General features: G+C 40.5%; 9 protein-coding genes. All 9 read right to left on the bottom strand.

The window, feature by feature from the left end:
- Positions 1-177 precede the first annotated feature (177 nt).
- Entirely contained in the window at positions 178-1,086 is a 909-nt protein-coding gene (locus QZ413_RS05430) for a hypothetical protein (RefSeq protein ID WP_297077298.1), read from the bottom strand.
- Positions 1,087-1,088: 2 nt separating this feature from the next.
- Positions 1,089-1,727, bottom strand: coding sequence for an RDD family protein (locus QZ413_RS05425; protein ID WP_297077296.1), 639 nt, complete (start codon positions 1,725-1,727; stop codon positions 1,089-1,091).
- Between the two features lies 1 nt (position 1,728).
- On the bottom strand, positions 1,729-2,763 hold the full coding sequence (gene sppA, locus QZ413_RS05420; protein ID WP_297077295.1) for a signal peptide peptidase SppA: 1,035 nt from the start codon (positions 2,761-2,763) through the stop codon (positions 1,729-1,731).
- Between the two features lie 21 nt (positions 2,764-2,784).
- Positions 2,785-3,060 carry a hypothetical protein gene (locus tag QZ413_RS05415; protein ID WP_297077293.1) on the bottom strand — a complete coding sequence of 92 codons (276 nt, stop codon included), beginning with the start codon at positions 3,058-3,060 and terminating at the stop codon, positions 2,785-2,787.
- A gap of 72 nt (positions 3,061-3,132) precedes the next feature.
- Positions 3,133-5,118 carry a penicillin-binding transpeptidase domain-containing protein gene (locus tag QZ413_RS05410; protein WP_297077291.1) on the bottom strand — a complete coding sequence of 662 codons (1,986 nt, stop codon included), beginning with the start codon at positions 5,116-5,118 and terminating at the stop codon, positions 3,133-3,135.
- A 62-nt stretch (positions 5,119-5,180) separates the two neighbouring features.
- Positions 5,181-6,536, bottom strand: a complete 1,356-nt coding sequence (gene glmM / locus QZ413_RS05405) for a phosphoglucosamine mutase (protein WP_297077290.1) — start codon at positions 6,534-6,536, stop codon at positions 5,181-5,183.
- Between the two features lie 31 nt (positions 6,537-6,567).
- Positions 6,568-7,674: a YbbR-like domain-containing protein gene (locus QZ413_RS05400; RefSeq protein ID WP_297077289.1), complete on the bottom strand. Its 1,107-nt coding sequence runs from the start codon at positions 7,672-7,674 to the stop codon at positions 6,568-6,570.
- Entirely contained in the window at positions 7,674-8,567 is an 894-nt protein-coding gene (gene cdaA / locus QZ413_RS05395) for a diadenylate cyclase CdaA (protein ID WP_297077287.1), read from the bottom strand. Before cdaA ends, QZ413_RS05400 begins: the two co-directional genes overlap by 1 nt.
- A 204-nt stretch (positions 8,568-8,771) precedes the next feature.
- Positions 8,772-12,356 carry a pyruvate:ferredoxin (flavodoxin) oxidoreductase gene (gene nifJ / locus QZ413_RS05390; RefSeq protein WP_297077285.1) on the bottom strand — a complete coding sequence of 1,195 codons (3,585 nt, stop codon included), beginning with the start codon at positions 12,354-12,356 and terminating at the stop codon, positions 8,772-8,774.

Here is a 12,356-nt window from a genome sequence, read left to right as displayed (position 1 = left end):
AAATGTCAATACACCATCATTTGTGCCTTTTTTTTCAAACTTTGCAGTCATGTAATTCCCTCCGAATATCTGTCTATTGTTATATGAAATAGCTTCATGCATACTTTTAAATAGTACACTATACAGGCCCAATTGTAAACATTTTAAACACAAACTCCGTTATTTCTCAGCCATTTTTTAAGAAAATAACGAGAATTTTAGCCGAATCTTTTCTTTTGTTTCTTGGATGTTTGCTAGTGCGATTTCCTGATGCACTGGCTGTGCTAAATGACTGACTTTGTAATCTAATGCATAGACATCGACCCATTGTGTCACGTCTTTAACTTCTGGTAAAAATGGATAAAGATAGGCCCAATGTGCGCGTATTTCGGCTACTGTTGCCGCTAATGTCTGCGGTTCATTTGCCAATCGTCTACTTTCTTGATCTAATACTTGTAACTGCTTGCTTCCTTCTAGCGTCGTTAAAGTAGAAAAATCGATCGCATGTTGTTGTTTTGTCAATGGATGGGTCACGTCTAAAACACGTGACTCATTTAGTTTGACCAAGAGTTCGGCTGCTTTACTTTTTAACGCGACTTGTGTTTCTGCTTGATAAACCAGTAGTTCAGGCAATAGTGTTTTTGCTTGTTGACTTGTCAATCCTTCTAAAAAAGCCAGCCAAGCTTTAGCTTGACGTTTTCCTTGTTTTAAATCCAACAATTGGCGTGCTTTTTGGGTTGCTTGTTCTGGATGAAACTGTAGATAGCCATTTTCCATCATCAATACAGTTTGCTGCAAGTCATCCTGACCTAGTGCACAACTAACAAACCATGCATCTAAAAACCGATATGTCTTACATAGCGCTTGAATGTAGCAAGTGTACATGTTCTGTGTTGTGAGTAAGGCGGCGTGTTCTTTTAAATACAACAAGACAGCTTCATATTCGCCCAAAGCCATTTGACAGTGTACGATCATTTCTTGCTCCTCTTTAGCGAGTGACTCCGGTACTAATTGCGCTAGTGCGGACAAACAAGCATGATACTCTTCATTTAAAAAGGCGGTCTTAGCTTGTTCTTGTAAGCGTTGGTGCTCCTCTGGAAATAACACGGTTAAAGGCTCACTTCCTTATATGCTGCTTCTACTTGATTCGATTCATCTGTTTGATGTAAAAAAGCCGCAACTACCTTTAGATTCACCACAGAGGTATCGCAAAAGAGATCGGCGATTTGTTGCTTTCTTTTCGTAAATAAAATCGGTGCGTATAAAAAGAGATTCAAGATCGGGATACTTAAAAAGAACCGTCCACATCCTTCACGCAACAAAACCGTTTGCCAATCCAATGTGGAACTCGTCAAAGAGACGACCCGGATGCCAAAAATCATTTTACCGATCGTTTGCCCGTAATTGTATTTAGTCAGTAAAATAAAGTAACCATAGTAGACGATCAAACCGCAAATTCCATATACACTAAACGTACCAAGTGTTGAAAACGTGATAAACATGCCCACGATCGTACGCACCACTTGAGTCAATGCGGCAATACAAATCAGATCGAGGAGCAATGCAAACATGCGAATCCACACGCCACTAAAAAAATAAGGCGGTAATGCAGTATTTACCTCAGCAATCTCTGGAGGCAGTGTCGCTTGACTTTGTTGTTTGATCGCATTGATTTCTGCTTGTGTATACTGTTGTTTTTTACTTTGTGCGACCAATTCACTAAAAAACGTTTCTTGTTTTTCGCTCATCTTACTCCCCTCCATACATATACATTGGTTTTGGTGCGCTTTGCGTTCCAATACTTTCGATCACTTTCGTCAAACGAGTTTCTGGACTTTGTGTCAATCCTTGCCATTGCGCTAATTTCGCACCAAAGAAGGTTTGGGCAAATCCTGTGCTGCTTGTTCCATATTCAAACACTTGTGCATGTTTCAAGTTTTTATCTTTACGCAAAGCAGCTAATGCTTGATCTTCATACCCAATCTCATCGACTAGACCATTTTTAACTGCTTGACTTCCATCGTAAATACGACCGTCTGCTAATTTATATACGGTTTCTTTAGGTAACTTACGGCCAGTTGCTACAATATCTACAAATCGTTCATATGAGCTATTGATATAGTCTTGCATCACATTTTTTTCTTCTTCACTTGGCTCTTTTGTTGGTGCATTCATATCTTTTAATGCCCCGCTTTTGTATGTTTGTTCTTTTAATCCTAATTTTTCTAACAATCCGGCATAATTTAAACTAGAAGAAATGACCCCAATCGAACCAGTAATCGTTTCATCTGTAGCAAAGATTTTATCTGCCGATGCAGAAATATAATATCCGCCACTAGCAGCCATGCTTTGCATCGATACATAGAGTGCTTTTTTCTTATCTTGAATCAAATGGATCTGTCTAGCAAGTTCTGCACTTTCATATACCCCACCACCTGGTGAATTAACCTCTAATAACACTGCTTTGATAGAATCGTCTTCTTGGATCGCTTGTAACTGTTGCAATACAAAAGCATGATTGTATCCTTCACTTGAAAATAATCCACTCGACTCACCTGTATCGGCAATTGTACCATCGATCGTAACTTTTACGATACGCTTATCGACATCGCCGGGTTCCAATTGATTTTCAGCTAACTCATTGCTTCCATATAAAATACTTTGGACAGTCGTTAAATTATTCTTTTCTGTTTGATCGTCTGAAGAGCCCATCACACTGACTAGTATCGAACCTACGACAACGACACCAAATATTCCCACTGCTACCCATCTTCTCTTATTCATTTCTTATCCCTCTACTTCCATTTAATATTTATGGTCAAACACAAGAACATCTTGTTTATCCCCGGTCGTTTCTTTGGTATGCGCTTTTTCTTCTAATACGAAGCCACCATAGTATTCTTTGGTCAATACATCTTGAATTTGGAACGGTCTTGCTTGTTTTACAGTCAATGCATCAGGATCGAGTTCTTGAATGCTATCCCAGCCAGTATCTAAAAATATCGGTGTGTCTTCGCCTACACCTGAAGCTTCCAAAGCTGCGATCGTTGTTTTTAATTGTTTTAATGTCATGATTTCCATTGTGTGGCTCCTTTTAAAAAAAGAGAAAAAGATTCGATTTCACTTTTTCTCTTTTTTAATTCTTTATTCGTTTTATTGATAAGTTTGTGCAAGATAGGAAAGTAGATCATCGGCTTGTTTGATCGCCGTATACTCTCCTTCACTGTCTTCAAACATGCTAACAGTCAAATAGTTGTGCTTGCCATAATCATAAGCAAATAAGAAACTATTTTCTGTTCCAGTGGTATCATCTTGTGATTGTTTGATTTCTGCCGTACCCGTTTTAGCTGCGACATCGATTCCTAAAGCATTTAACCGATACCCAAAGGCTGTGGGTTCCGTCACAACTGCACGCAAGTCACTACCGACGATCTTCACTGCATCTTGACTGATGACATTGTCTTTTGTTTTTGTTTTGGCATCAAGTAGTAATCGTGGATAGACCAAATTTCCTTCGTTTGCAAATACCGAATACATCGTTGCTTGCTCTACTGGACTGATCAATAACTGGCCTTGCCCATAGCCCGTATCCGCTAATAAAATCTCTGAATTAAATTGATCGGCATTTGAAATTTGTGCGGCTTTCATCTCAAATGGTAGATCAAGGGTTTCTCCAAAAATAAAGCGATTCAATCCTTCTCTAAATGTCGCTTCGCCCATTTTTAATGTTTGTTGTGCAAAGTAAATATTATCTGAATACATCAAAGCATCTTTTAAATTGACTTCATCGGTCTGTTGGACACGGGTCACTTGATAATCTCCCCATGAGTCATCTTTTTGCCATTTCAATGATGGGATCGCAATTTTTTGATCTGGATCAAGCGTTTTTGCATCGATTCCTAAAGCAGCCGTAATCGTTTTAAAAGTCGAGCCCGGAGCATAACGTGTCGCAAAGCGACTGATAAACGGTTTGGCTTCATTTTCAGCATATGCATTGTAGTCTGCTGTTGAGATACCATTGGCCATTTTATTCGGATCATAGCTTGGTGAACTGGCCAAAGCTAGTAGATCTCCAGTTTTAGGCATCGTGGCAACCGAAGATCCTTTTTTGCCCCCTAAATGTTCAAAAGCGATTTTTTGTGCATTGCTATCTAAAGTCAATGTAACGTCTTGACCATTGGTGACTTGTTTTTCTAACAAAACTTTTTTTTCTTGTTGATCTTGATCTAATAAAACAATCTTACCACCGTCTTGACCACGCAATGTATCATCCAGTGTTTGTTCAAGTCCTGATCGTCCAATTAATTGCCCAGCTTCCAATTTTGTATTTTTCTCCAAGTCTTCTGCTGTTACTTCTCCTGTGTAGCCAATCAATTGCGCCGCGGCTTCTCCTAATGGATAATAACGACCTGTAGTTTGTCTAATCTCCACACCAGAAAGGTTTTCATTTGGTGCGTCTTTTGTCACTTTCAATGGTACGAAAGCATCATCTGTCACCCAACTTTGAGCTAAAGTTTGGTTGATTCCTTCACTAGTCAATCCATATAAAGTTGCGATTTGTGCGATCGCATTTTCTTTTTGTTCTCCTAGCTGTCCTGGAATAATTCCGACTTGATCAAGCGTATCATTGATTGCTAGACCTTGCTGATTTCGATCGAATATTTGCCCTCTTGTAGCTGAGAGCGGCTGATAAGAGACCGTATCGTCTTTTGTCATATCCGGGAAAATCAAAGCTGGTGTCCATTTTATCTTGTTCGTATCAACCAGCGCTTGATACGTCGCCGTATATTTTCCTAATGACGTACTTAACGTGAGTTCGTAAGACACTTCGTATCCTTTTTGTTGTTTCGTAGTCTTCATCTGATCGACTTTGACTGCTGTTACTCCGATTCCTTGGTAAATATTTTGATATTTCGTCGCCAACTCATCTTCTTTAAGCCCTGCTGTTTTGATTGAATCTGTTGTCACATATTGACTGAGTTCTGTAAATTTTTGTTGGCTCAAGGCTTGGGTAAACTCCGTCACAACTTCTTTGGCTTTGGCTTGTGCTTGATGTGTTTGGTAATACCAAGTTGCACCACCTACACCGAATAAAATCGCGATTCCACCGATGCTCCATAACTTATATTTTGTCTTCATAATGCCCTCCATTAGTCAAAAAAGCTGCGAGAGAAGTGGTTCTCTTCACAGCTTTTTTAAGGTTAATCTAAACCGATTTCTTCACGTACGACTGCCGCGATTTTTTCAACATAGTACGTAACCTTTTCATCGGTTGGCGCTTCTGCCATCACGCGTAACAACGGTTCTGTTCCAGAAGGACGAACTAAAATTCGACCTTCTCCATTCATCTCTTGTTCCGCTTCTTCGATTACAGCTTTGATTTTTGGAACGTCCATTGCACCATATTTATTCGATACACGGATATTGACTAATTGTTGAGGATAGATTTCAACTTCTGCTGCTAACTCAGATAACGTCTTTCCAGTTTCCTTCATGACATTTAACAATTGGATACCAGACAACATCCCATCACCAGTTGTATTAAAATCTAGGAAAATCATATGTCCAGACTGTTCTCCACCAAAATTGTAGTCATTTTTGCGCATCTCTTCTACGACATAGCGATCCCCAACTTGAGTGATCACATCTTTTAGACCAATTTGTTCTACCGCTTTATGAAACCCGAGATTACTCATAACTGTCGTCACGATCGTATCGTGTTTTAGACGTTTCTTTTCCGCAAGATATTTTGCGCAGATATACATAATTTTATCGCCATCGATAATGTTCCCTAATTCATCTACCGCGATTACGCGATCACCATCACCATCAAATGCCAGACCAGCATCGGCTTGTTTTTCAACAACCATCGCAGCTAATGTTTCAGGATGGGTTGAGCCTACACCATCATTGATGTTTAATCCATCTGGTGACGTTCCCATCGTATAAAAATCTGTCTCTAAATCGGCAAATAAACGATTGACACTTGATGCTGTCGCGCCATTTGCCGCGTCGATACAAACCGTCAAACCTGAAAGATCACTTGGAATCGTTTGAACTAAAAATTGTGAATACTTCATTAGTCCTTCAGGATATTCTTCTACCGTGCCTAACCCAGTTGATGAAGGACGAGGTAGTGTATCTTCCGGTGCATCCAATAATGCTTCGATTTCTGCTTCTTGGTCGTCAACTAATTTAAAACCGTCACTTCCAAAAAATTTGATCCCATTATCTTGTGCAGGGTTATGTGATGCTGAAATCATCACACCTGCGCTCGCTTTTTGCAAGCGTGTTAAGTATGCGACACCTGGTGTTGAAATCACCCCTAGTTGAAAGACTTCGATCCCCACTGAAAGCAAGCCTGCGATTAAGGCATTTTCTAACATTTGACCAGAAATTCGTGTATCTCGCCCTACTAATACGCGTGGTGTGCGGTCAGCACTTTCATGTTGGCTTAATACATATCCGCCACAACGGCCTAATTTAAAGGCTAATTCTGGTGTTAGTTCAGTATTGGCTTCTCCTCTAACTCCGTCGGTTCCAAAATATTTTCCCATAATGTCCTATATCCTCTCTTATTCAAAAAACTCAATTTGTGGTTTCGCTAGTAACGACTTCTTCAGACACTGACGTACTAGTTTCTGTTTCACTAGTCGTACTTGCTGTCGTTTCATTAGTGCTTGTTGAACTGCTAGAAGCAGCCGATGTTTGCGCACGACTAGACGAGGTGGTACTTGTTGTTGGCTTTTGTACAGGTTTGATCGTTACCGTCACTTCATTTGGTGATACTTCGACTCCTTCTGGTACATCGACTGGTGTCGTGACTTGAGTTTGTTTGACTACATTGTCGATATCGACCGATACCGAAACTTGCGTGACTTGATCAAGTGCTGCTTGTTCACCACTTACCGTCACATTGTATTCATTTAACTCATAATCGATCGATGATAGACTTGTAGCCATCTCTCCCGTTGGCACGACCGTGATCGGCACTTGCTTAGAAGGCAGTGTGACGGTTGCGTTTACGGTCACTTGTTCTGGTGAAATCACGACCGGTAACTTTTGACCATTCGCATCTACCGCTGCTACAGCTAATTTTGCATTGATATCTTTGGTCGCATTGACGATCGAATTGGCAGATACAAGCACTTGGTCGATTTCTTTTACTGTTTCTTCGCCCGTCGTTACCGACACTGTACTCGGTTCGATTGCTATTTTACCTAATTCATAGCCATCTTGCAAATTTGCTTGCGATAAATCTGTTTTGACATCAAATGTTTTGGTGACTTTTTTCTCGATTGTGACAGTGATCGTTTTGGTTTCAAGTGTTGCACTGACGCCACTACTTAAGTTTTCGACCTTGAGTGCGACTTCATGTGTTCCAGGCTCTAGTCCATCAAGGTCTGCGATCACTCTAAAATTACGCGTTTCGGTATTCAGTTCCGTATTCAATTGGACCCGATTATCACTTTTTAATTTGACCGTTACGGTTGGTGTAAATCCTTGAATAAAATATTTATTAGAGTCATATTGTGGTTGGATCGCAATTTCTTTTAACGTTTCCTCATAACTTGTTGGTGCGGGAATGATATTTCCTTGTAATGTCGATCCATTTGCATTAAAAAATAACACTAAGGTAAACAATAACGAAATCACTGCATAAAAAATATTTTTGCGCCGCTTCGTTTTTAACATTATTTATCCCCCTTTTTACTCAAGCGATTCATCTCATCGATGAAGACCTTATAAAAAGGTTTTTTAACAGTTTTTTCTTCATTTGGAATCAATTCACGACGTAAGATCGCTAAATATTCTTCGCGAGTCAGACCAGGTAATAATTGGTTGTTCATGGTGATGCTCACATCCCCAGTCTCTTCAGATACGATAAACGTTACCGCATCACTTACCTCAGAGACACCCACTGCTGCACGGTGCCGTGTTCCAAACTCTTTTGGAATCAACAAGCTCTCAGATAAAGGCAAATATGCACAACAGACACTGATTTTACCATCGCGAATAATCACAGCACCATCGTGTAGTGGTGTATTTGGGATAAAGATATTGATCAACAATTCTCCACTGATATCTGCATCGACAGGAATCCCGGTTTCAATATATTCTTCTAATCCGGTATTACGTTCGATCGTCACTAATGCTCCGATTTTTCGTTTTGACATATATTGGATCGCTTTATCAAACGCTAAAATCATTTGCTCATCTTGACGTTTATTTGATTTCGTCGAACTAAAAAACGAAGTCCGGCCTAAATGCTCTAACCCACGGCGAATCTCTGGTTGAAAAATGACGATAGCGGCGATCACACCATACGTGATAACTTGATCCATCAGCCATGAAAGTGTATGTAGCCCAATCAGCTCTGCTACAAAACGTGTTGCGATAAAGACCGCAACCCCTTTTAATAATTGGATCGCTTTCGTTCCGCGAACCAATTGAATCAATTTATATAAAATAAACCAAACCACTAGAATATCTAGTAAATTAATGGCAAAATCCCAAGATAAAAAATCAACGGAAACAAACTGTTTCCAGTGTTCTAAATTAAAAAAATTCGATAAGTTAATTGACATATATGAAGCCTTCCTTTGCTCTCAGACTTTTCAACTTTTAGTATAACATAAGCGTTTTTCAAAATTGAACAAAATCATGACTTTTTCCGAAATTTTTTAAAAACTTTTTGCATCTGTAAAAAAGAAGTGTGACAGAAAATTGTCACACTCTTAAAAATCAAATATGCGATTTTTTTAGAAGTAGCTTATTGACTACACCCTCTTTTACTCGCGCTGCTTTCGCGCAGCTCGTCTGGCCAAACGACGTTGGGTCGCTTCATCGACTTCAGTTGACTTTTCTTCACGATTTCGTTTACCAGTCAATCCTTCATAATAGCTAAAGCGTTGTGTCACTTGCTCGGTCAATTCGTTTACCATCGGGGTCAATGTTTTGGTTTTTTGCGCCTGTTTAAACCGCAATTGTAACGTTAAAAAGTCTTCTAAGCGTTCGAATTTAGGCCGTTTCGTATCTAAAGTAAATCGTTTCGTTTCTGGGTGATACCGATACAGTGGCCAATAGCCGCTTTCAACAGCCAACTTGGCTTCGGTTAGACTTTGTCGCATACCACCGATCAATCCATGCGCGATACATGGCGTATAGGCGATTAAAATCGATGGTCCAGGGAATTTTTCAGCTTCTTCAATCGCTTTGATCGTCTGTATCGGACTAGCTGCAAATGAAATTTGAGCCACATAGACCGATTCATACGTCATCGCGATTCTTCCTAGGTCTTTTTTGCGTTGTGCTTTTCCGTTTGATACGAATTTTGCAACAGCATGTTTCGGGGTGGCTTTTGAGACTTGTCCTCCTGTATTTGAATAGACTTCATTGTCTAACACAAGTAAATTGACATCCGCACCGCTTGCAATGACATGATCCAATCCACCATAGCCAATATCATAGGCCCAACCGTCACCACCGATGATCCACTGACTCGGTTTCACAAATAGATCTTCTTGTGCTAATATGGCTTGTCGCTCTACTTCAAAAGCTGTTTCATGGTACAAAGCTTGTCTTAATTTTGCAGCGCGTTGCTTGGTTCCGTCACTTTCTGCTAAATGATCAATAAACTCTTTCATCAATTGTACTGTTTCTTTTTCAAACACATTGCGAGCTTTTTTTGCAAGTAGATGGATCTGACGCGCTAGTGCTTGGCGTCTAGTTGTTATGCCAATATGCATACCATAGCCAAATTCAGCATTGTCTTCTAATAATGAATTCGACCACGCCGGTCCTTGACCTGACGCAGTTGTCGTATAAGGTGTCGTGGGAAAAGAAGCGCCCCAAATTGAAGAACAACCTGTCGCATTGGCCACAAGCATCCGATCACCAAATAATTGGGTCAACAATTTGACATAAGGCGTTTCACCACAACCGGCACAAGCACCTGAAAATTCTAGTAGCGGTTGTTCGAATTGTGATCCCATGACACTTGATACTTTTACGGGATTTTCTTTTTGTTTCAATGTCATCGCAAACGCCCAATGAATCGCTTCTTGCTTTTTCGTTTCATAAGGGACCATTGCTAACGCTTTGCCTTTTGCTGGACAAGCCTCAACGCAAAGTCCACATCCTGTGCAATCTTCTACTGAAACTTGGATCCGATACCATAGTCCATCCTTACCTCGAAACTTGCGTGTAATAAATCCTTCTGGAGCTGCTTGTTCCTCTTCTTCGTCTAATAAAAATGGGCGGATCGCTGCATGTGGACAGACAAAAGCACATTCATTACACATCGTACAACGTTCACTAAACCACTCTGGAACTTCTAAAGCGATCCCTCGTTTTTCATACGCAGCAGTCCCCAATGGCATCTGACCGGTTTGCCGTGTTGATGGTGAAAAAGCCGAGACAGGCAAGCGGTCTCCTTTTTGTTCCAGCACTGGATTTGCCACGTTTTCCATATAGTCGTCTGTCGCTGTCTTTTTATGTGAGTCGACTTCCAATGTTGCCCATTCTTTAGGCACAGCGACTTTTTTTAAACTATTGACGACTTCTGCTAAAATCGCTAAATTGTTTTCGACGACTTGCTCGGTTTTATATCGGTATTTTTGTTTGATTTCAGCTTTCATCGCTTCCATTGCTTGTGTAAAGGGACATGGATTCATTAAATAAAAGAAGACCGTTTCCATAATTTTATTGATATGTCGACCTAGACCATAGCGTTGCGCAAGTTCCATAGCGTTGATCGTATAAAACTGTATCTGTTTTCGTGCCAAGTCACGTTTTAATGCAGTTGGCAGTGCCCGCATCAGTTGCTCTGCCGTCCATGGTGTGTTTAAGACAAAAATACCTTGTGTTTTCAAATCTTCTAATAAAGAATAACGATGAACGTAAGCAGGCGTATGGCAAGCAACGTAGTCCGCTTTTGTGATCAAATATTCTGAACGGATCGCATCGTTTCCATAACGTAGATGCGAAATCGTCAATCCACCTGATTTTTTTGAATCATAGTAAAAATAGCCTTGAACGTTTTGCGTTGTTTGTTCGCCAATGATTTTGATCGCTGATTTACTTGCACTGACTGTTCCATCTGAACCAAATCCCCAAAATTTTGCTTGCTTGATTGTACTTGGTGTGAGATCAAGTGTCGCTCCTACTTTCAACGAAAGGTGTGTCACGTCGTCTACAATGCCTAAAGTGACTTCTTTTTGCGGTTGCTCTTTTTCCAACTCATCAAATAAAGCGTTGATATCTTCTGGTCGTGTATCTTTTGCGCCTAGACCGTAACGCGCACCAATAATAATGGGCGTATTCTCCTGACCATAAAAAGTACTTTTTACATCTAGCAGTAAAGATTCTCCAGGAGCAGTCGCTTCTTTACTACGGTCTAGAACAGCGATCTTTTCAACAGTCTTTGGCACCACTTCTAATAGATCTGTTACTGGAAAAGGACGATATAACCGTATACATACCACGCCCACTTTTCGTCCTTTCGCCTGTAGATATTCGACAGTTTGGCGAATCGTTTCCGTGATTGATCCCATGGCAATGATCACTTGCGTTGCTTTAGGATCACCATAGTAGTTTGCCACATCATAATCGGTTTGACGAAAAGCATTTAACTTAGAAAAATATTCTTTAACTGTAGCAATCACGTCTTGATAAGGTTGGTTTAGCGCTTCACGTTGCTGAAAATGAACATCTGGATTTTGATTGACACCACTTACTGTGGGATGATTCGGATTCATCGCTTCGGCTTTAAACGCTTTAAGCTGTTCTTTGTCGAGCCATTTTTCCAATTGCGCATAAGGTAGCACTTCGATTTTTTGCATCTCATGACTCGTTCGAAAACCATCGAAAAAATGCACAAAAGGAATTCGACTGGTAATCGTTGCTAGATGAGCAATCGCTGCAAGGTCCATTGCTTCTTGAACGGAACTAGATGCTAGCATGGCATAACCACTTTGGCGCACGGCCATCACATCAGAATGATCCCCAAAAATACTCAATGCATTAGTCGTCAACGCTCGACTCGCTACGTGAATCACACTTGGCAACAACTCTCCAGCGATTTTATACATATTAGGTAACATCAATAATAATCCTTGCGACGCGGTATACGTGGTTGTTAAAGCTCCTGTTTTTAAGGCACCATGTACAGCCCCTGCTGCTCCTGCTTCAGATTGCATATCCACGATCGTGACCGGTTCGTGAAACATATTTTTCTTTTGTTGCGCGGCCCATTGTTCGACCAATTCAGCCATTGGTGAACTTGGAGTAATAGGATAAACGGCAGCAACTTCAGTAAAGGCATACGACACATACGCTGCCGCTTCATTCCCATCCATTACACGATATTCTCTCAT

The sequence above is a fragment of the uncultured Enterococcus sp. genome (assembly GCF_913775425.1).
Lineage (GTDB): Bacteria > Bacillota > Bacilli > Lactobacillales > Enterococcaceae > Enterococcus_G.
Note: the sequence above shows the minus strand (reverse complement) of the source record. Positions and strands in the feature narration are given on the sequence as shown.

Excerpts from the sequence above, each read along its gene's own strand:
- glmM (WP_297077290.1), bottom strand. The coding sequence starts at position 6,536 with ATGGGAAAATATTTTGGAACCGACGGAGTTAGAGGAGAAGCCAATACT.
- nifJ (WP_297077285.1), bottom strand. The coding sequence starts at position 12,356 with ATGAGAGAATATCGTGTAATGGATGGGAATGAAGCGGCAGCGTATGTG.
- QZ413_RS05400 (WP_297077289.1), bottom strand. The coding sequence starts at position 7,674 with ATGTTAAAAACGAAGCGGCGCAAAAATATTTTTTATGCAGTGATTTCG.
- sppA (WP_297077295.1), bottom strand. The coding sequence starts at position 2,763 with ATGAATAAGAGAAGATGGGTAGCAGTGGGAATATTTGGTGTCGTTGTC.
- QZ413_RS05415 (WP_297077293.1), bottom strand. The coding sequence starts at position 3,060 with ATGGAAATCATGACATTAAAACAATTAAAAACAACGATCGCAGCTTTG.
- QZ413_RS05410 (WP_297077291.1), bottom strand. The coding sequence starts at position 5,118 with ATGAAGACAAAATATAAGTTATGGAGCATCGGTGGAATCGCGATTTTA.
- QZ413_RS05425 (WP_297077296.1), bottom strand. The coding sequence starts at position 1,727 with ATGAGCGAAAAACAAGAAACGTTTTTTAGTGAATTGGTCGCACAAAGT.
- cdaA (WP_297077287.1), bottom strand. The coding sequence starts at position 8,567 with ATGTCAATTAACTTATCGAATTTTTTTAATTTAGAACACTGGAAACAG.